Genomic DNA, 20,799 nt, shown 5'->3' with positions numbered 1-20,799 from the left:
ACTTTCATTCATCCTTAGAAAGGAGGTAATCCAGCCGCAGGTTCCCCTACGGCTACCTTGTTACGACTTCACCCCAGTCGCTGACTATACCGTGGTCAAGGGTTTGAAACCTTGCCTTAAGGTAGAACCAACTCCCATGGTGTGACGGGCGGTGTGTACAAGACCCGGGAACGCATTCACCGTGGCACGCTGATCCACGATTACTAGTAATTCCAGCTTCATGCACTCGAGTTGCAGAGTGCAATCCGAACTGAGGTATCTTTTAGGGATTTGCTTAACTTCGCAGTCTTGCTTCCTGTTGTAGATACCATTGTAGCACGTGTGTAGCCCAACACGTAAGGGCCATGAGGACTTGACGTCATCCCCACCTTCCTCCAGCTTATCACTGGCAGTTCTTTCAGAGTGCCCAACTTAATGATGGCAACTAAAAGTGAGGGTTGCGCTCGTTGCGGGACTTAACCCAACATCTCACGACACGAGCTGACGACAGCCATGCAGCACCTGTGTTTCGTCCGGCCGAACCGAAAACTCTAATCTCTTAGAGTCGCGACGAACATGTCAAGTGTTGGTAAGGTTCTGCGCGTATCTTCGAATTAAACCACATGCTCCACTACTTGTGCGGGTCCCCGTCAATTCATTTGAGTTTTAACCTTGCGGTCGTACTCCCCAGGCGGTGTGTTTATCGGTTTCCCTGCGACACTGAAAATAAATTTCCAACGTCTAACACACATCGTTTACGGCATGGACTACGAGGGTATCTAATCCTCTTCGCTACCCATGCTTTCGTTCCTCAGTGTCAGTAATGATCCAGAAAGCTGCCTTCGCAATTGGTATTCTTTCTAATATCTACGAATTTCACCTCTACACTAGAAATTCTGCTTTCCTCTATCATACTCTAGCTGAAAAGTTTTAATGGCAGTTCCAGAGTTAAGCTCTGGGATTTCACCACTAACTTTTTCAACCACCTACGAACTCTTTAAGCCCAGTAATTCCGAACTACGCTAGGTCCCTTCGTATTACCGCGGCTGCTGGCACGAAGTTAGCCGGACCTTCTTATTCGGGTACAGTCATTTTCTTCCCCGACGAAAGAGCTTTACAACCCAAGGGCCTTCTTCACTCACGCGGCATCGCTGCATCAGAGTTTCCTCCATTGTGCAAGATTCCCCACTGCTGCCTCCCGTAGGAGTTTGGGCCGTGTCTCAGTCCCAATGTGGCTGATCATCCTCTCAAATCAGCTATTGATCACAGTCTTGGTAGGCCATTACCCCACCAACAAACTAATCAAGTGCAGGCTCATCCAATGGTGCATAAAGCTTTCTCCGTAAAGACTTATCCGGTATTAGCACAAGTTTCCTCGTGTTATTCCAGGCCAAAGGGCAGATACCTACATGTTACTCACCCGTCTGCCACTAAGTATTGCTACTTCGTTCGACTTGCATGTGTTAGGCGTGCCGCCAGCGTACGTTCTGAGCCATGATCAAACTCTCAAGTTTAAAAACGGCGCACACTAGCTTCTATATAAATTCTAAGAATAAAATTTATATAATGTTGAAGTGTGTACGACAAATTTTGGTAACCTTAACCGTCCACACTTCTCTTCTTAAATTTTTACTTTTTAAATAGCTAATTGGGTCTAAAAAGCCCAATAATCCACACTAATCTATTGTGTTAACAATAATTTTCGTGAGAAAGTGTGACGCTTATAGGCTAAAATAAAAGGAAATCAAGCATTTAAGATTAAAAAAAATACTAAAAATTCATGATTTTATTGGGTTTTTTTTGATTTTTTAACATTGCTACTCTAATAATTCACATCAAAACATTATTAAATGCAAAAAAAACTTCTAACATTTTTTTTTAAAAACTTAAAATCAATAGGATTAGTTTTATTAATCATCCTTACAGTTGCAATTGCAGGATATTCTAATCAAAAAGAAAATTTAAAGAAGAATCAAAATATTGATTTTATCAATAATATTTATTTTAAAAAAACTCTTAATGAAATTGTTAACAATTTAGAACCCAGATACAAAAAATATAATCACAAAATTAAATCTGGAGAAACTTTTGACAAAATACTTAGTGAATACTCTATAGAAAAAGAAGAAATAATTGCTATCAAAGAAAGTCTTTCAAAAAAATTTAATATAAATAAATTAAACACTAATCAAAAAATTGAAATTATTTTAGATAAAACTAATAATAAAATTAAAGAATTCATTTTCCAAATTTCAAATACTGAAAAAATATATTTATCAAAGAATAGTGATGAGTCTAAATTTAATGAAAAAATATTATCTATAAAGTTAGATAAAAAAATTATTTACAAAGAAAATACAATCCTTCAAAGTCTTTATAAGGCTGCAACTGATCAAAATATACCACCAAATACAATAATCGAATTTGCAAGAATTTATGGTTTTCAAGTAGATTTTCAAAGAGACATTCGTAAAGAAGATAAATTTCAAATTATGTATGAAATATTTATTGATGAGAAAAATAAGATAGCTGAAACAGGAGAAATTCTTTTTGCAAATCTAAAGTTAAGTGGTCAGGACAATTCATTATATTATTTTGATAAAGAAAATGTTGAAGGACATTACGACAAGAATGGAAAAAGTGTACAAAAAGCTTTAATGAAAACACCTATTAATGGTGCTAGATTATCTTCATCATTTGGAATGAGAAAACATCCAATAGATGGATTTAACAAGATGCATAGAGGAACTGATTTTGCGGCACCCAAAGGAACACCCATCATGGCTTCTGGAAATGGCTTAATCCAAAAAGCTGGATGGTGTGGAGGTGGTGGAAATTGCGTAAAAATTAGACACAACTCAACATATGAAACAATTTACGCACATATGTCAAAGTTTGCACGTGGAATAAAAAAAGGGGTTAGGGTTAAACAAGGACAAACAATTGGTTATGTTGGATCAACCGGAAAATCAACAGGTCCACATTTACACTATGAAGTTATTGTTAACGGAAAAAAAGTAAACTCTCAAAAACTAAAGCTTCCATCGGGTAAGATTTTGAAAGGAAAAAATAGAAAGCTTTTTGAAACTAACAAAATAAAATTAAATGTTTTAAAGTCAGAAAAAATTATTGGATTAAATTAATTTTCTTCAGTTTTTTTTTTAGAAATTGGTTTAATCTCTGCTACAACTTTCTTATCTTCAACACTAATTTCTTCATTTTTTTCAGATAACTCCTGTGTTTCAGAGTTATTTTCAGCTGGTTTATTTTCAGCAAATTTTAGTCTTTTATAGTTTTCTTGTTCATTTAAAATTCTTGTAAAGTGATCTGCGTGTTGTAGATAGTTTTCAGACAATATTTTATCTCCATTGGAAGAGGCTTCTCTTGCTAAGTCATTGTATTTTTCAATTAACTTCGGAGCATTATGATTATTTCTTCCCGGAACTCTTCTTTTAAAATTATCGTTGTTTGAATAATTTGATCCAAATTTAGGTCTATCTCCATTACTTTTATAATTTCTATCATTTCTTCTAAAATTATTTCTTCTAGCGTTATTATTGTTTCTAAATGTTACCATAAATCTAATTAATTATATTTTAGTACTGACTATGCAACGATCATTGTTTGCAAGATCTTTGACTGAACTATTTATATAAAAACCTTTATTGTTTAATAATTTAATAACTTTACTTTTTTGATCAAAACCAATCTCTAAAATAAATTTTCCATTTTTTTTTAACAGTTCAGATGTTTTATTTATTACTTTTCTGATTACTGATAAACCATCTAATCCACCATCCAGAGCTAATTTAGGCTCAAACTTTAAAACATCACACTCCAAATACTTTAAATTGTTTCTTTTTATATAAGGGGGATTAGAAACTATTAAATCATATTTGCCTTGAGCAAATTTGTCAACATTTGATTTAAAAAATTTTACCCTCTTATCTACTAAGAGCCTTTTTGCATTTAATCTAGATATTTCTAATGAATTTTTACTGATATCTATTCCAGTTCCATAAAAATTTTTTTTTTCTTTTAGAATGCTTAAGAGTATACACCCTGAACCAACTCCAATATCAAGAATTTTTAAACAATGCTTATTCTTAGTAACTTTTAAAATTTGCTCTATAATAATTTCTGTATCAGGACGTGGTATAAGGGTTTTTTTATTTACATAAAATTCACTTTTCCAAAAAAACTTTTTATTCAAAAGATAGGCTATTGGCTTTCTGGTTGCTCGTTCAAAAACCAATTTTTTAAAATAATCTAAATTTTCATTATTTAAGATTTTATCATAATTTAAAATTATATACTCACGATCTTTGCCTAAAGCTTTGGACATTAAAATTTCAGTGTCGAGTTGAGCCGACAGAATGGATTTATCTTTTAAAATATTTGTTGCTTCTATTAGTGCTGAGTGAATATTCATTTAATTTAAACTACTTAAGCTATCTTCTTGTGCTTGTAATGTTAATGACTCAATCATTTCATCAAAAGCTTCACCTTCTAAAAATTCTTCTAATCTATGAAGTGTTAAATTAATTCTATGATCTGTCACTCTTCCTTGTGGAAAATTATAAGTTCTAATTCTTTCCGATCTATCTCCGGTTCCTATTTTTGTTTTTCTATCTTGTGATCTTTCTTGGTCAATTCTTGATCTTTCTAACTCATATAACCTTGACCTTAAAATTTTCATCCCTTTTGCTTTATTTTTATGTTGAGATTTTTCATCTTGCTGTGAAACAGATAATCCTGTTGGAATGTGGGTAATTCTAACCGCACTATCAGTTGTATTTACTGACTGTCCTCCTGGCCCACCTGCTCTAAAAACATCTATTCTTAAATCAGACTCATTTATTTTTAAATCAACTTCCTCCGCTTCAGGCAATACTGCAACGGTTGCTGCTGAGGTATGAACTCTTCCCTGCGTTTCGGTGTCTGGTACTCTTTGAACTCTATGTACCCCACTTTCGTATTTTAAAGTTGAGTAAATATTAGTTCCTTTTATTGATGCAATAACCTCTTTTAAACCCCCTGCATCACTTCTGGAGATTGATATTAATTCTAATGTCCATTTTTTTTTATGACTCACTTTTTCATACATTTTAAAAAGATCTGAGGCAAATAAACTTGCTTCTAGACCTCCAGTTCCTGCTCTAATTTCTATGATTGCATTTTTTTTATCAGCTTCATCTTTAGGAAGTAAAAATAATTTTAATTTTTTTTCATTTATTTCGAATTCAGTCTTTAATTCTAATAATTCGAGTTCAGCCATGTCTTTTAACTCTTTATCTACTAAACTATCATTTAAAATTTTCTCTAAATCTTTTTTATTATCTTCATATGATAAATATTTTTTAGCATTTATTATAATTTCATTAAGATCAGAGTACTCTTTTGATTTTTCCGCAAATAGTTTTTTGTCAATTTCACCTGAAGATAGATCTTTTTCTAAAGTTGAGTGCTTTAATATGAGTTCTTCAATTGTTTTTGCGGGTATCATTATTTTTTTTCTAACTCTGAAGCTTTTTTTTCAACTTCAGCCACTACTTTATCAATTATTTCATTTGTTAAGACTTTCTTACTCTGAACACCAGAAAGATAAAGCATATTGTTTCCTTTTCCACCACCTGTAATACCCACATCTGTCATTGCTGCTTCACCAGGCCCATTCACTACACATCCAATTATAGAGAGCGTAACTGGAGTTTTAATATGTGATAATTTTTCTTCTAAAATCTTTACAGTATCAATTACTTGAAATGCTTGTCTTGCACATGATGGGCAAGAAATAATTTTTACTCCTCTATTTCTTAGTCCTAATGACTTTAAAATCTCATTACCAATTTTTATTTCTTTTACCGGGTCATCAGAAAGTGAAATTCTGATAGTGTCCCCAATTCCGTCTAAAAGCAATGCTCCAAGTCCAATAGACGATTTCACACTTCCAGAGACAAAACTTCCAGCTTCTGTAATTCCAAGATGTAATGGATAATCCATTGCTTTTGAAAGTTGGCGATAAGCTAGAATTGATAAAAAAACATCTGATGACTTAACACTAACTTTAAAGTTAAAAAAATTTTGATCTTCTAAAACTTTTATATTTCTCAAAGCGCTCTCTACCAAAGCTTCTGGACAAGGTTCTTTATATTTTTCTAGAATATCCTTTTCAAGTGAGCCTGCATTTACACCAATTCGGATTGAACAATCATTATTTTTTGCAGCACTTAAAACATCATGAATTTTTTGTTTATCACCAATATTACCTGGATTTATTCTTAAACATTTTGCTCCGTTTTCAGCAGCCTCAATTGCTCGTTTATAGTGAAAATGAATATCGGCAATTACTGGTAATTTTACGTTATTTGTTATTTCTTTTAAAGCTTTTGTAGAATCTTCATCTGGACATGAAACTCTTACAATGTCTGCTCCTTCTTCATGAATTGCATTTATTTGATCAATTGTAGCTTTAACATCAGTTGTTAAAGTATTGGTCATTGATTGAACTGAAATTGGATTATCCCCACCAATGTTTACATCACCAACTTTTATGACTCTAGTTTTTTTCCGGTTAATATTTCTAAAGGGCCTAAGGCTCATAAAATTTAGTCTAATTTAAATTCTTTATGCAATACAGCTATAGCTTTTTTTACTTGATTGGAAGCAACTAAAACTGAAATTTTAATTTCAGAAGTAGATATTACTAAGATATTTATTTTTTTTGAAGCTAAAGCTTGAAACATTCGATGGGTTATTCCAGGGGTCGTAATCATTCCTACCCCAATTATTGAAACTTTAGATACATCTTTATCAAAAGATAACTTTTTGTAAGATATTTTTTTATTCTGTTTTATAAATTTTTCAGTCTTTTTAAAGTCATCAGCTTTGATTGTAAATGTAAGGTCTGTTTCCTTACCATTAACCGAAATATTTTGAACAACCATATCAACATTTATTAAATTTTGAGACAAAGGTTTAAAAATTGAAGCTGCTACACCTGGTTTATCTTTAACTCCTTCAATTGTAATTTTTGCATCATTTTTTGTTGATGAAATTCCAGTAATAATTTGATCACTAAAAGCTTTTGACGAATTTGAGATTAAAGTACCAGGCTTTGAAATAAATGAAGATTTTACTTTTATATCTATTTTATTCAATTTTGCATCTTGTACAGAAGTTGGCTGCATAACTTTTGAACCTAAAGATGCCATTTCTAACATTTCATCATAAAATATATTTTTAATTTTTTTAGCATTTTTGTACTGTCTAGGATCTGTTGTATAAACGCCATCTACATCAGTATAAATAATACATTCATCTGCTTTAATAAATTTAGCTAACATTATTGCTGTAGCATCTGAGCCACTTCTACCAATAGTTGTTAGTCTATAATTGCTGTTTATTCCTTGAAAGCCAGTAATTACAGGAATACCTCCACTTTTAAGATAGTTTTGTATGTCTTTTGAAACAACTCTATTGATCCTTGCTGCTGAATAAGGACCTTCAGTTATAATTGGTATTTGCCAAGATAACCAGGATCTAGATTTAAACCCAATATGATTTAATCTTCCAGCTATTAAGGCGCAAGAAACTTGCTCACCTGTAGACAATAGAGTGTCATATTCTGCTTTATCAAAATTATTACTAATTAATTTAGATTTATTAACTAGTTCGTTTGTAGCACCACTCATAGCAGAGGAAATCACTACTACTTTATTTTTCTTCTTTTTATAAGAAGATATGATTTTACATACTTTTTTAATTCTATCGATATTTCCTACAGAAGTTCCACCAAACTTTAAAACAACAGTTTTCATTGATCAAATTTATTTATTATAATTTAATAAATAATTGATAGAATACATCTTAGTTGTTATGTCAACTAATTATCGATTATGAGCAGTGTAAATAAAAAAGAAATTGAAAAATTTTCAAAAATGGCGGCTGAATGGTGGGACCCGAGTGGAAAATTTAAACCACTTCATAAATTTAACCCAATAAGAATTAAGTATATCAAAGAAAATATTATTAATAGTTTTAAATTAAAAACCAAACAAAGACCTTTAGATAAAATCAATATTTTGGATATTGGTTGTGGCGGAGGACTTCTATCTGAACCAATGACAAGATTGGGTGCAAATGTAACTGGAATTGATGCATCAAGTAAAAATATCAGTGTTGCTAAGTTGCACGCAAAAATAAACAAACTTAAAATTAATTATTTATGCTCATCACCTGAAAAATTAAAAATTAAAAAAAAATTTGATGTTATTTTGAATATGGAAATTGTTGAACATGTAGAAGATATTAATTTTTTTATAAATTCTTGTTCAAAACTTCTAAAAAAAAATGGCCTTATGTTTGTCGCTACTCTTAATAAAACATTAAAATCTTATATATTTGCAATAGTTGGGGCAGAATATGTTTTGAGATGGCTTCCTATAGGAACTCATGACTGGGAAAAATTTGTAAGACCAGAAGATCTTAAAAAAATATTAAGCAAAAATAGTTTAAAGTTAGAAAAGTTAGAAGGAATGAATTTTAATATAATTAAAGATGAGTGGACTGTTTCTTCAGATACTTCAATTAATTATATTGTAAAATCTATAAAACTTTAATTATCGTTGTCCTCTACCCAAGGTATCATCTGAGCATCTATGCCTTCTTCCTTAAGTTCCATAAGATCTTTCTTGGAAGCATTTCCATAGATACCTTTAGTTTTTTTTTTAGGATTGTAGTGAATAGATCGTGCTTCATAAGCAAATTTTTCACCAACAAACTTAAAATTTTCTTTAATAAATTTTTGATAACTTTTAATAATTTTTTTTACGTTATTGTATTTATCTAATTGCAAATCGTTTTTTTTATCCTTTTTATTGTTTCTTAAGCTAGGTGCCATTAGAGATTTATCTACTGTTTTAGAATTACAAATATGACAGATTAAAAGACGTTTTTTTTTTAATTTTTCAAATTCCTTAGATGAAGCAAACCAACTATCAAATGTTGTTTCGCAGTCTTTGCATGCAAGTTTATATTTAATCATAATATTGAATTAATAATTCTTACAAAATTTTCAATACCACTAACTTCTATAATCTGCATTAATATCAATATATTTTTTTGTAAAATCCATTGTGTAAACAGTAAAGCTTTTCCCTCCAGTAAATATTTCAATATCAAGATCAATATTTTCATTTTTCATGTACTCTGAAGCTTTTGTTTCATCATAACCTTGATGTAATTTTCCATCTTGTACAATTTTTAAATTTCCAAATTTAATTAAAAGTTTTTTTAAATTTATTTTTGGTCCAGCTTTACCTATGGCCATAATTATTCTACCCCAATTAGGATCTTCGCCAGCAATTGCAGTTTTAACTAAAGGAGAATTAGCGATAGAAAAAGCAATCTGCTTTGCCTCTATTTCTGATTTACACTTTTTAACATTTACTGTCACAAACTTTGAAGATCCCTCCCCATCTGAAACCACTCTTTTTGCTAGATTTAACAAAACCTTATTTAAAGCCTTATCAAAATTTTGAATTTTTTTGTCATTTATATTTTTAATTTGGGCATTATCTACTTTACCAGTTGCAAAAATTGTTGCCATATCATTGGTACTTGTGTCGCCATCACATGTTATAGCATTAAAAGTTGTTGCTATATTTTTTTTAAGTAATTTATTTAAAATGTCATTTGAAAGTTTAGCGTCTGTGAAAACATAAGCCAAAGTAGTTGCCATATTTGGATGGATCATTCCTGAACCTTTTGCTATTCCATAAATCTTAATTTTTTTATTTGCAATTATGCATTCTTCCATAGCTAACTTAGGGTTAGTATCAGTTGTCATGATGGCGAGTGCAGCTTTCATCCAAATAAATTTATTTTGGGTATATTTAATTTTATTGATTAAACTTGGGATTTGTTGAGAAATTTTTTCATAAGGATAGAGTTCCCCAATAGTACCTGTACAACCAAAGATTATGTCTTTTGAATAAATTTTTTTTGGAGCATCTTCATCATGCTCTTGTTTTTTTGTTAATTCTGATGAAATGATGTCTGATAGTTTCTTTAAACTTTCATAACCTTGCTTACCTGTAAAGGCATTTGCATTCCGAGTGTTAACTATAAGAGAATAAATTCTTTTACTATTTTGATTTATATTCCACTTAATATTTTCAGATATTATTTTTGACTGAGTGTAAACTGATGCATGATTAGCTCCGTCTCTAAAATAGAACATAGACAAGTCATCTCTACTATCATTATACAGATTTGCACTAACTACAGAAATAGATACACCATCAACATGATCAAGGTCTTGAAAATCAATCATTTTGGCATTTTTTGATTTTGAAGATAAAAAGTTTGATAAATTAATTCCCATGGTGTTTAAAATAATTATTTAATACATATATTAAACATTATAAGTAAAGAATAAATCAAATACTCATGTTCAATCCTTTAAATCTAATCACGAAATTTATTAAATCTAGCAATCAAAAGGAGTTGGATAGAATTGGTAAAATTGTAAAAACAATAAATTCACTTGAAGATGAATTTAAAAAACTTGATGACTTAGATTTTTCAAAAAAAACAAAAGAATATAAAGAACAAATTAAACAAGGAAAAACCTTGGACGAACTATTACCACAGGCATTTGCATTGGTAAGAGAGGCCTCAAAAAGAACTCGAAATGAAAGACACTTTGATGTTCAAATAATTGGGGGAATTGTTCTCCATGAGGGTAAAATTGCTGAGATGAGAACTGGAGAAGGAAAAACTCTTACAATTTCTCTTGCCGCATACTTAAACGCTCTGACTGAAAAAGGTGTTCATATTGTAACTGTTAACGATTACCTAGCAAAAAGAGACTCCATAGAGATGGGGCAAATCTATAACTTTTTAGGTTTATCATCAGGTTACATTAATAACGACCAAGATGATCATGAAAGAAAGAAAAATTATAATTGTGACATCACATATGCAACCAATAGTGAACTAGGATTTGATTACTTAAGAGATAATATGAAATTCTCTGAGCATGAAATGGTTCAAAGAGAACATTCATTTTCTATAGTTGATGAAATAGATTCTTGTCTTATCGATGAAGCTAGAACTCCACTAGTTATATCGGGTTCTGCTGAAGATAAAACTGCTCAGTATCTTGCTGTTGATAAACTTGTAAGACAGTTGAGCAATAAAGATTATGAGATAGATGAAAAAGAAAAAAATATTCTTTTAACTAATGATGGAATTAATAATGTAGAAAGAATTTTTTCTACTGCTGGAATTTTAAAAAATAATAACTTTTATGATCCAGAAAATTTACATCTAGTTCATCATGTCAATCAAGCTCTTCGAGCTAATCATTTATTTGAAAAGGGTAAAGATTATATTGTTAGAGATGAAAGCTTAAAAATTATAGACGAACTGACTGGCAGAATACTTGAGGGTAGAAGATTTGGAGATGGTTTACATCAAGCATTAGAAGCAAAAGAGCGAATAAATATTCAAGCAGAAAATCAAACCTTGGCTTCAATAACATATCAAAATTATTTTAAACTTTATAAAAAAATATCTGGATGTACTGGAACTGCCGCAACTGAGTCTGAAGAATTTTTTGAAATCTATGGTTTAGCTGTTGTGATTATTCCAACTAACAATGAAATGATTAGAAAAGATTATAATGATCAAATTTTCAGAACTGGGGATGAAAAAAATAATGCAATTATAGAAAAGATTGTTGAGCGGCATGATGCAGGCCAACCAATTTTAATTTTTACATCTAGTATTAACAAGTCTGAAATTTATTCAGCCTTGTTAAACAAAAAAAATATTAAACATGTTGTGTTAAATGCCAAAAATCATGAAAATGAAGCAGATATAATAGCCAATGCGGGTAAAGAAAAATCAGTAATCATCACAACTAGTATTTCTGGTAGAGGTGTGGATATTCAACTGGGTGGTAAAAAAGGGTCTATAGAAGAGGCTCAACTTCAAATAGATAAAAACAAAATAAAATCTCTAGGTGGCTTATTTGTAATTGGAACTGAAAGAATGGAGTCAAGAAGAGTTGATAATCAAGCAAGAGGAAGATCCGGAAGACAAGGTGATGAGGGTAGTTCCATTTTTTATGTAAGTCTTGAAGACGATTTAATGAGAATTTTTGGGTCAGAGTCTATGAATAAAATGCTTGAAAAATTAGGACTTAAAGATGGAGAAAGTATTGATCACCCATGGATTAATAAGGCTCTTGAAAGAGCTCAACAAAAAGTAGAAGCTAGAAATTTTGATATAAGAAAAACCTTAATAAAGTTTGATAATGTTTTGAATGATCAAAGGCATGTCGTATTTTCTCAAAGAAAAAATGCAATGAATAGTCAAAGCATATTTGATTATTCTGATGAGTTTTTAAGGGACATAATTGACGATATCATCAAGTTAAAAATCCAAAGTTTATCGAATCCTAAAAGTAATGAGTTTAGTAATCGCCTAAAACAGATTGTTGGTAAAAGTTTTGATGAGTCTGAATTAAAATCATTAATTTCTGCAAAAGATGGTGAATTAAAAGAAAAAATTATAAACAAATTTTCAGAGTCTCGAGATGAGAGAATAAAAATTTTAGGAGAGGATCATGCAAAAGAAATTGAAAAACGAATTTTCTTGCAATCAATTGATCTTAATTGGAAATCTCATATTCAATATCTTGAACAACTGAGACAAGTAATTGGACTTAGATCATATGGTCAGCGAGACCCTTTGGTTGAATATAAAAAAGAGGCTTTCGATTTATTTTCTAATCTTCTTGAAAAATTAAAATTAGATTTTGTAACTATTCTAATGAATTTAAAAGTTGTCACAGAGCAACAAGAAGAAAAAAAGGAATCAATGGTAGATCAAATTAAAAGTGGGAAAAAAATTGGTAGAAACGAACCTTGCTCATGTGGATCAGGTAAAAAATTTAAGCATTGCTGCGGTGCTTTATAAATTTAGAGCAGACTAAAAACAGCAATCAATAAAGCTAAGCCCGTAAGTATCAATCCAATTAAAATTTTTTTTGATTTTAAAATTTTATCGAAATTATTATTTTTAATAGTTAAAGTGCTTAAATCTTCAGAGTTACTAATAAATCCTTGATTTCTTCCAATTTTCAAAAACTTATTTTTTCTTTCATTCATTATTTCTTCAGAAGATAAATCTTTAAAATAGTTTAAATTTTTTGATATTGAGTCTTTTAAGCTTTCTAACATTTGATCTCTATCTCTATGAGCACCACCTAGTGGCTCAGGAATAATTTCATCAATAACTTTTAATTCTAATAAATCTTTTGCTGAAAGTTTCATTGCTTTTGCAGCATCAAGCATTTTTTTTGGATCTCTCCACAAAATAGTTGCACACCCTTCTGGAGAAATTACAGAATAAATAGCATTTTCTAACATTATAACTTTATTAGATGAGGCTAAAGCAATTGCACCACCGGAGCCTCCTTCTCCAATAATAATTGCCAAAGTCGGAACACTTAGTTCCATACAACATTCAATTGATTTGGCTATAGCCTCTGCTTGACCTCTCTCTTCAGCACCAACACCTGGATATGCTCCTGGCGTGTCTATAAATGATATTATCGGGATATTAAATTTATTTGCTAAATTCATTAGTCGAATCGTTTTGCGATATCCCTCAGGCCTCATCATTCCAAAATTTCTTTCAATTCTTGTCTCTAAATTTTCACCTTTTTCCTGACCTATTACTAAAACTGAAGTACCATTAAATTTGGCAAATCCTGTTAAAACAGATTTATCCTCCCCATAGAAACGGTCTCCAGACAAAGAAATGAAATCATCAAACAAATTATCAATAAAAAATTTAGATTTCGGTCTATCTTCATGACGAGCAACCATGGTGGTTTGCCAAGGATCTAGATTAGAATAGATGTCTTTTAATTTCTTATCAAGCTCAGCTTGTGTGCTAGATATTTTTTGAGTATCTACCTCTGAAAGACCATCCTGGTTGTATGGATCTTTTAATTTCTCTATCTCAGATTCTAAATTTTTAATATCTGTTTCAAAATTAAGATAATTTTTCATGGTTTGTTTATAATAGAAACTTAAATTATAAAAAAGGCAATAAATTGATGATTAAAATTATTTTTTAGTATTATTAATTGACTTAACATATTTAAAAGATACAAATTTCATATCGGGAGAGACTAACTACAATTTAGCGCCGAAGGAGCAACCACCCCGGAAACTCTCAGGCAAAAGGACCGATCAAAGCATAACACTCTGGAAAGAGATTAATTTCCGCCGAAGGAGCAAAACTCTCAGGCAAAAATACAGATGGGGTAACAAAAGTGCTATGCCAGATAAATATATAAATATTCATACTCTTAAAGTTTCAGAAAGTTTATCAAATTTTGTTAATGAAGAACTACTAACGGATACAGGTGTTTCGACTGATCAATTTTGGTTAGGGTTTGAAAAAACTGTTAACGAACTTGAGCCCAAAAATAGAGAATTAATCAACATAAGAGAAACTTTGCAAAAAAAAATAGATGAATGGCATATTAAAAATAAAGGCAATGAAATTAAACTTGATGAATATAAAAAATTTTTATACGAAATTGGATATTTAAAAGAAGAAGGAACAGATTTTTTAATAGAAACAGAAAATGTAGATGATGAAATAACTAAAATAGCTGGACCTCAACTAGTCGTGCCAATTATGAATGCACGGTATGCTCTCAATGCAGCAAACGCAAGATGGATGAGTTTATACGATAGTCTATATGGAACTGATGTCATAGAACAATCTGAAGACAGTGTATCGGAAAGGTACGATCCTTTGAGGGGAGAGATGGTAATTAAATACTCAAGGGATTTTTTAGATAAACATTTTACACTTAAAAATCTAAGTTGGCATAAAATTACAAGTATTGCTGTTAAAGAAGGTAAATTAAAAGTTTTAAAAGGGGCTGATATATTTGATTTAGCTGATGAAGAAAAATTTATTGGTCATAGAGGAGAGGCAGATAACCCTACAGCAGTTATATTAAAAAATAACAATCTGCATATTGAAATTTTAAGAGACCCAAGAGCGTTCAGTGCTCAACAAGATCATGCAGGGGTTAGTGATATAATTTTAGAAGCTGCAGTATCAACAATTTGTGACAACGAAGATAGTGTAGCAGCAGTGGATGCTGAAGATAAAGTTGTTTGTTATAGAAACTGGCTTGGTTTGATGAAGGGTGACCTAAAAACACAGTTCGAAAAAGATGGAAAATTATTTGAAAGAAAACTAAATCCAAATAGAAGTTACATCTCAAAAGATGGCAAAGGACTAAAATTACATGGAAGAAGTCTATTATTAGTTAGAAACGTGGGTCATTTAATGACAAATCCTTCGATAATTTTATCTAATGGTAACGAAGTGCCTGAAGGTATTATGGATGCATTTATAACAGTAGCTGCAGCTATTCATGATTTAAAAAATAAAACAAATTCTAGAGCAGGATCAATCTATATAGTTAAGCCAAAAATGCATGGACCAGATGAGACTCGATTTACAGATTTAATTTTTTCTAAAGTAGAAGAGGTATTAGGTTTGAAAAAATATACTTGCAAAATAGGAATCATGGATGAAGAAAGAAGAACATCTTCAAATTTAAAAGAATGCATTAGAACCTTAAAAAATAGAGTTTTCTTTATTAATACTGGTTTTTTAGACAGAACAGGTGATGAAATGCATACTTCAATGGAAGCTGGACCAATGATCAAGAAAGGAGACATGAAATCTTCTAAATGGATTTTAGCATACGAAAATAATAATGTTGATGTTGGATTAAAATGTGGTTTATCAGGAAAAGCTCAAATTGGAAAAGGAATGTGGGCAATGCCAGATAAAATGAAAGATATGATGGAACAAAAGACAGGACATTTAAAAGCTGGAGCTAATTGTGCTTGGGTTCCGTCCCCCACTGCAGCCGCTTTGCATTCACTCCATTATCACGAAATAAATATCTTTAATGAACAAACAAATATTGCAAAAAGAGAAAAGGCAAAACTAGATGACCTTTTAACAGTTCCTGTCGCAAATAGACCAAATTGGTCAGTCGAGGACATTAATAATGAAATATCAAATTCAGCACAAACATTATTAGGTTATGTAGTTAGATGGATTGATCAAGGCGTAGGGTGTTCAAAAGTTCCAGATATAAATAACATTGGACTGATGGAAGATAGAGCGACACTTAGAATCTCATCGCAACATATTGCAAATTGGATACATCACGGAATAACCACTAAAATTCAAGTAACGGAAATAATGAAAGAAATGGCAAAAATTGTAGACGATCAAAATAAAAGTGACTCCAAATATGTTAAAATGAGTGATGACTTTGATCGATCTTTAGCATTTAAAACAGCATGTGATTTAATTTTCAAAGGTAAGGAGCAACCCTCAGGTTATACTGAACCATTGCTGCATCAAAACAGATTGAAAAAGAAACTTAATCTGAATTAGAATTTAAGTTAGATCTATTTTTAAAAGCTGAAAACAATGTTCCATCATCTAAGCTTTCGATCTCACCGCCTACTGGCAATCCTTGAGCTAATTTAGTAATTTTTGCATTAGTATTTTTTAAACTGTCTTGTATATAATAAGCTGTAGTCTGTCCTTCAACAGTCGCACTTGTTGCAAGAATAACTTCCTCTATTTTGTCTCTATTTACTCTCTCAACTAAAGAGTTAATTAAAAGATCTTCTTTTCTTTGGCCAACAGAAGAAATTGTTCCTCCTAAAATATGAAAGTATCCTTGAAAAATATTTGAGTTTTCAATTGACCACTGATCGGCAATATCTTCAACAACACAAATCTTTGTGTACTTCTCTTTTAAACTTTCGCAATTAACACAGCCATTTAAATTTGATTTTAATGAACCACACGAGTTACATCTGGTTACATTTTTGTAAACTTGAGCTAGTGTACTAGCCATAGGCTTAACTAATTCATCTCGATTATTAATAAGTTTAAGAACTATTCTTTTTGCAGACTTTGGTCCTAAGCCTGGAAGCTTTGAAATTAATTTAATTAGTTCTTCAATCTCACTAATATTTTGCATTAATTATAACGGCCATTTAAAACCAGGAATTCCGAAACCTCCTGTGGCTTTTGAAATCTCTTCAGTGGTCTTTGTTTTTAGTTGTGATTTTGCACTATTATGCGCAGCAACAATTAAATCTTCAATTATTGTTTTATCTTCTTTAATTATTTCTTCAGATAATTCAATTTTTTGCATTTCACCTTCGCCATCAAGAGTAATTTTAACTGAATTAGAACCAGAAACTCCCTCAGCTTTAATTTCTTTAATTTTTTCTTGGCTTTCTTTCATTTTAGCCTCTAGCTCTTTAGCCTTATCTAAAATCTTTGTAAAATCAGTCATTTTAATCCTCTTTTTTTTCGTTCAACTTAACATCTATAAGTTCTGCATCAGGAAATTTTTCCATTACTTTCTTATAAATTTCTAAACTTTTAACTTCATTCATTAATTCATCTTTTTCATTTTTTTTTCTTTCTTTAACCGACATCTCACCTTTAGATTTACTAAATGTAATTATCCATCTTTCTCCAGTCCATTCATAAAGTTTTGAGGAAAGATCTTTTACGAAATCTTTATCTAAATTATCATTAAAGGAAATTTCAATTCTATTACGTTCAAATTTTACAAGATTTACATTTTTTTCTAATTCATATTTTAATTTAATTTCTTTTTTTAAAGTACAGACGTTTAGAAGATCATCAAAAGAATTGATTAAATTTTTATCAATTGTCTTTATCTCTGGTTTAGCTTCAAGTTTCTGTTTTTCCTCTTGAGCTATATTTTTTATTTGATTAACAGTTCTAGAATTATCTTGAAAATTATTTTCGTTTTCTTCTTGTGTTGAATGATTTTCTGAAATTTCATTATTTTGGTCTTGATCTAAATTTTTATTTAACTTAATTGAACTTAAATGCATTAATCTTATTAAAAACATTTCAATTGATAAATGTTGATTGGAAACTATATCTAATTCTTCAAGTGAAGATATTGCAAACTGCCAAAATAAAATTAAAACTTCAGAGTTTACCTGATTGGAAATATCTTTAATTTTTGAAAATTCCTCATCATTAAGTGAAAAATTTGTACTTTCTAAAGATAATGAATTTATATTTTTAAAGTAATAAAGTATCTCTAAAAAATCATTAATAAATACTTTTGGCTCAACTCCCTGATCATAAATTTTTCTATAGATGTTAATAACTTTTTCCTCTTCACCTCTTAATATTAATTCAAATAAGTTAATCAACTGAGATTTATCAAAATATCCAAAAATTTTTTGTGCAGCATTAAGATCTAGTTCTGTTTTTTCATCTAAGCTTAGCAAAGCTCTATCTAATAACGATAAAGCATCTCTTACAGATCCCTCAGATATTTTAACAATTAGTTTTAAAGCTTCATCTGATGCTTTTCCATTTTCTTTTTCTTTTATATTTTTAATAAACTCAAATAATTCTGATGATTTAATTCTAGACAAATCAAATCTTTGACACCTGGAAACTACTGTAATGGGTATTTTTTTAATTTCTGTAGTTGCAAAAATAAATTTTAAATATTCTGGTGGTTCTTCAAGTGTCTTTAATAAAGCGTTAAATGCTTGTTTGCTTAACATATGAACTTCATCGATTATAAAAATCTTATATTTTGCTGATGTTGGGCCATATCGAGAAAATTCGATTAGATCTCTTACGTCATCAACCCCTGTTTTACTTGCAGCATCCATCTCAAGTACATCAATATGACTAGAGCCAGCTATAGATTTGCAATTATCGCACAAATCTTTTTTGCATAAATTTTCTATACCATTTAAACAATTAAGTGCCTTAGCAACAATTCTAGCAGTTGTAGTTTTACCAATTCCTCTTATTCCAGTGAACAAGTAAGCGTTAGGAATTTTATCTGCTTTGATTGAATTTGTTATAGTTTCAGCCACCACTTCTTGACCAATAAGATCATCAAAAGTTTGTGGTCTATACTTTAATGCTAATACTTTAGAGTTATTGTTCATTTAATTTATTTTAAGGAGACTAGAACCTGAATAACTGTCTCTACGACTGCTTCCGTTAGGATCTGGTCGGGTTCAAGCAGCATCCACCTCTAGCCTCCAAAACTATTATAGCAGTTATATTTTCTATTCTACAAGAAAAGATTAATTTTTTTTCTCTCTTAACTTGTCAGCCTCAAAAACACCTAAGACGTGAAAATCCTCACAATGAAGGCCTAGCTCCTCTAAAGATTTTTGGACTTTTGGGTCTTCAATATGACCGTCCAGATCACATAAAAAAAAGAATGAATCGAAAGTATTTTTTTCAGGATAACTTTGCAATTTAGTTAAGTTCACTCCATTAATAGCAAATCCACCTAAAGATTGATAAAGGGCGGCAGGCTTGCTTTTAAGCTTAAATAAAAAAGAAGTGATATATTTATTGTTACCAAATTCAGGTTGAGAAATATTTTTACCCATTACTAAAAATCTTGTTAAATTGCCACTTTCATTTTCAATATTTTTTTTCACAATATCCAATCCATAAATTTTGGCACTCAAAGAAGACGCTATAGCAGATTGCTTAATATCTTTTGTTTTTGAAATCATTTCTGCGGAACCAGCAGTATCTGCTCTGATATGTTCAGCTATGTTATTTTCTTTTATAAATTTAGAACATTGAGACAAACCTTGTGCATGAGAATACACTTCTTTTATATCGCTAAGTTTTGCACCAGGCTGACCTAGCAAATTATGCTCTATTTTTTGAAAATGTTCTTTATAAATATTTAGCCTGTGTTTAAAGATTAAATATTCAATACCAATATTTCCTGTAATCCTGTTAGATTCAGGAATAATTATTTTACAATCTGGTTCAAGACCTGCTTTATTAAAACAATCATCAAAAGTTTTGCATGGAATTATTTCTGCATCCGGATCAACCGCTAATGCAGCTAAATGTGAATATGCTCCAAAAGTACCCTGAAAATAAATTTTTGACATCAAACTTTATATTCCATAATTTTTTTTAAGGCTAGATAATCTTCATCTGTATCAACTCCTATCGGAGAAGAATTTGAAAGTGCAACATTTATTTCAATATTATTATCTAATGCTCTCAACTGTTCTAGTCTGTTCTCAATTTCATTTTTTGATTGATTTAATTCTACAAATTTTTTTAATGTTTCAGTTGAATAACAATAAATACCAATATGATGATATATATTTTCTACCTCTAAGGATCTTCTTAAAAAATTATTTGCCTTGGAAAAATGATCCTTATTTAAATTTTTCTTAGTTACAACTTTTACAATATTTTCATTATCTAGATCTTTAAAGTCTGTGATTTTGGCAGCAAGAGTACCCATTTTAGATTGATTGCTAACCATTTTTTTATTTAAGTTTATAATGTCCTCAATATTAATTGCTGGCTCGTCACCTTGTAGATTCATTATCAAATCTACATCTTTTAATTCTAATTTTTTAAATGCTTCATAAATTCTATCTGTTCCAGTTTTGTGATTTTTACCTGTTAAAATGGCTGAACCACCATTTTTGATTACATCATCTACTATTTCTTGATCCTCTGCTGCAACGATAACATCACCAATATTTGCCTCCTGCGCCCTTCTAAATACATGAGATATAATTGATAAATTGTTAATTTTTAATAAAGGTTTGCCAGGTAGCCTAGTAGCAGACAATCGTGATGGTATAATTGTTAAGGTTTTCATTAATA

Annotated in this window: 17 protein-coding genes, 1 rRNA gene and 1 riboswitch; of the genes, 4 read left to right on the top strand and 14 right to left on the bottom strand. The window is 30.5% G+C overall.

Going from position 1 to position 20,799, the window contains the following annotated elements; translation table 11 throughout:
* Positions 1 to 18: 18 nt before the first annotated feature.
* Positions 19 to 1,493 (bottom strand): 16S ribosomal RNA (locus tag ACIJYC_RS00590).
* A 336-nt stretch (positions 1,494 to 1,829) separates the two neighbouring features.
* Between ACIJYC_RS00590 and ACIJYC_RS00585 the strand changes: the two genes are divergently transcribed.
* Positions 1,830 to 3,122: a peptidoglycan DD-metalloendopeptidase family protein gene (locus ACIJYC_RS00585; RefSeq protein WP_435166599.1), complete on the top strand. Its 1,293-nt coding sequence runs from the start codon at positions 1,830 to 1,832 to the stop codon at positions 3,120 to 3,122.
* On the opposite strand, the gene ACIJYC_RS00580 is transcribed toward ACIJYC_RS00585, so the two are convergent.
* Genes ACIJYC_RS00580 through ACIJYC_RS00560 form a run of 5 tightly spaced genes read right to left on the bottom strand, consistent with a single transcriptional unit; the run spans position 3,119 to position 7,799 of the window.
* On the bottom strand, positions 3,119 to 3,556 hold the full coding sequence (locus ACIJYC_RS00580) for a DUF4167 domain-containing protein (protein ID WP_435166596.1): 438 nt from the start codon (positions 3,554 to 3,556) through the stop codon (positions 3,119 to 3,121). The two genes, ACIJYC_RS00585 and ACIJYC_RS00580, sit on opposite strands and share 4 nt — an antisense overlap.
* A 12-nt stretch (positions 3,557 to 3,568) precedes the next feature.
* Positions 3,569 to 4,411, bottom strand: coding sequence for a peptide chain release factor N(5)-glutamine methyltransferase (gene prmC, locus ACIJYC_RS00575; RefSeq protein ID WP_435166594.1), 843 nt, complete (start codon positions 4,409 to 4,411; stop codon positions 3,569 to 3,571).
* Positions 4,412 to 5,485: a peptide chain release factor 1 gene (gene prfA / locus ACIJYC_RS00570; protein ID WP_435166591.1), complete on the bottom strand. Its 1,074-nt coding sequence runs from the start codon at positions 5,483 to 5,485 to the stop codon at positions 4,412 to 4,414. It abuts the gene before it with no gap.
* Positions 5,485 to 6,582 (bottom strand): flavodoxin-dependent (E)-4-hydroxy-3-methylbut-2-enyl-diphosphate synthase, encoded by a 1,098-nt coding sequence (gene ispG / locus ACIJYC_RS00565; protein WP_435166588.1) that lies wholly within the window; start codon positions 6,580 to 6,582, stop codon positions 5,485 to 5,487. The genes prfA and ispG overlap by 1 nt, the downstream gene beginning before the upstream one ends.
* Positions 6,583 to 6,587: 5 nt before the next feature.
* Positions 6,588 to 7,799, bottom strand: a complete 1,212-nt coding sequence (locus tag ACIJYC_RS00560) for an aspartate kinase (RefSeq protein ID WP_435166585.1) — start codon at positions 7,797 to 7,799, stop codon at positions 6,588 to 6,590.
* A gap of 78 nt (positions 7,800 to 7,877) precedes the next feature.
* Here ACIJYC_RS00560 and ubiG point away from each other — a divergent pair, with 78 nt between their 5' ends.
* A complete protein-coding gene (gene ubiG / locus ACIJYC_RS00555; RefSeq protein ID WP_435166583.1) occupies positions 7,878 to 8,600 on the top strand; it encodes a bifunctional 2-polyprenyl-6-hydroxyphenol methylase/3-demethylubiquinol 3-O-methyltransferase UbiG in 723 nt (240 codons plus the stop codon).
* On the opposite strand, the gene ACIJYC_RS00550 is transcribed toward ubiG, so the two are convergent.
* Both ACIJYC_RS00550 and argJ read right to left on the bottom strand, forming a co-directional pair.
* The gene (locus tag ACIJYC_RS00550) at positions 8,597 to 9,025 is read right to left on the bottom strand and encodes a DUF1178 family protein (RefSeq protein ID WP_435166580.1); all 429 of its coding nucleotides are present in this window, start codon (positions 9,023 to 9,025) and stop codon (positions 8,597 to 8,599) included. The two genes, ubiG and ACIJYC_RS00550, sit on opposite strands and share 4 nt — an antisense overlap.
* Before the next feature lie 39 nt (positions 9,026 to 9,064).
* Entirely contained in the window at positions 9,065 to 10,366 is a 1,302-nt protein-coding gene (argJ, locus tag ACIJYC_RS00545; protein ID WP_435166577.1) for a bifunctional glutamate N-acetyltransferase/amino-acid acetyltransferase ArgJ, read from the bottom strand.
* 65 nt (positions 10,367 to 10,431) lie between these two features.
* On the opposite strand from argJ, the gene secA reads away from it, so the two are divergent.
* A complete protein-coding gene (gene secA / locus ACIJYC_RS00540; RefSeq protein ID WP_435166574.1) occupies positions 10,432 to 12,969 on the top strand; it encodes a preprotein translocase subunit SecA in 2,538 nt (845 codons plus the stop codon).
* A 2-nt stretch (positions 12,970 to 12,971) separates the two neighbouring features.
* Here the strand turns inward: secA and ACIJYC_RS00535 are convergent, their stop codons facing one another.
* Positions 12,972 to 14,069 carry an acetyl-CoA carboxylase carboxyltransferase subunit alpha gene (locus ACIJYC_RS00535; RefSeq protein WP_435166571.1) on the bottom strand — a complete coding sequence of 366 codons (1,098 nt, stop codon included), beginning with the start codon at positions 14,067 to 14,069 and terminating at the stop codon, positions 12,972 to 12,974.
* Positions 14,070 to 14,172: 103 nt separating this feature from the next.
* Positions 14,173 to 14,261: riboswitch (glycine riboswitch) on the top strand.
* A gap of 79 nt (positions 14,262 to 14,340) precedes the next feature.
* Between ACIJYC_RS00535 and ACIJYC_RS00530 the strand changes: the two genes are divergently transcribed.
* Positions 14,341 to 16,503 (top strand): malate synthase G, encoded by a 2,163-nt coding sequence (locus ACIJYC_RS00530; RefSeq protein WP_435166568.1) that lies wholly within the window; start codon positions 14,341 to 14,343, stop codon positions 16,501 to 16,503.
* Here ACIJYC_RS00530 and recR read toward each other — a convergent pair.
* The 5 genes from recR to kdsB all read right to left on the bottom strand — a co-directional run bounded on the left by recR (position 16,490) and on the right by kdsB (position 20,794).
* Positions 16,490 to 17,101 (bottom strand): recombination mediator RecR, encoded by a 612-nt coding sequence (gene recR, locus ACIJYC_RS00525; RefSeq protein ID WP_435166565.1) that lies wholly within the window; start codon positions 17,099 to 17,101, stop codon positions 16,490 to 16,492. The genes ACIJYC_RS00530 and recR overlap by 14 nt on opposite strands.
* A gap of 3 nt (positions 17,102 to 17,104) precedes the next feature.
* Positions 17,105 to 17,422 carry a YbaB/EbfC family nucleoid-associated protein gene (locus tag ACIJYC_RS00520; protein WP_271478642.1) on the bottom strand — a complete coding sequence of 106 codons (318 nt, stop codon included), beginning with the start codon at positions 17,420 to 17,422 and terminating at the stop codon, positions 17,105 to 17,107.
* 1 nt (position 17,423) lies between these two features.
* Positions 17,424 to 19,085 carry a DNA polymerase III subunit gamma/tau gene (gene dnaX, locus ACIJYC_RS00515; RefSeq protein ID WP_435166561.1) on the bottom strand — a complete coding sequence of 554 codons (1,662 nt, stop codon included), beginning with the start codon at positions 19,083 to 19,085 and terminating at the stop codon, positions 17,424 to 17,426.
* Between the two features lie 141 nt (positions 19,086 to 19,226).
* Positions 19,227 to 20,063: a prephenate dehydratase domain-containing protein gene (locus tag ACIJYC_RS00510; protein WP_435166559.1), complete on the bottom strand. Its 837-nt coding sequence runs from the start codon at positions 20,061 to 20,063 to the stop codon at positions 19,227 to 19,229.
* Positions 20,063 to 20,794, bottom strand: coding sequence for a 3-deoxy-manno-octulosonate cytidylyltransferase (kdsB, locus tag ACIJYC_RS00505; protein WP_435166556.1), 732 nt, complete (start codon positions 20,792 to 20,794; stop codon positions 20,063 to 20,065). Before kdsB ends, ACIJYC_RS00510 begins: the two co-directional genes overlap by 1 nt.
* Between the last annotated feature and the right edge of the window lie 5 nt (positions 20,795 to 20,799).

Source organism: Candidatus Pelagibacter bacterium nBUS_28 (assembly GCF_051200915.1).
GTDB lineage: Bacteria > Pseudomonadota > Alphaproteobacteria > Pelagibacterales > Pelagibacteraceae > Pelagibacter.
This window is presented reverse-complemented; position numbering and strand designations above follow the sequence as displayed.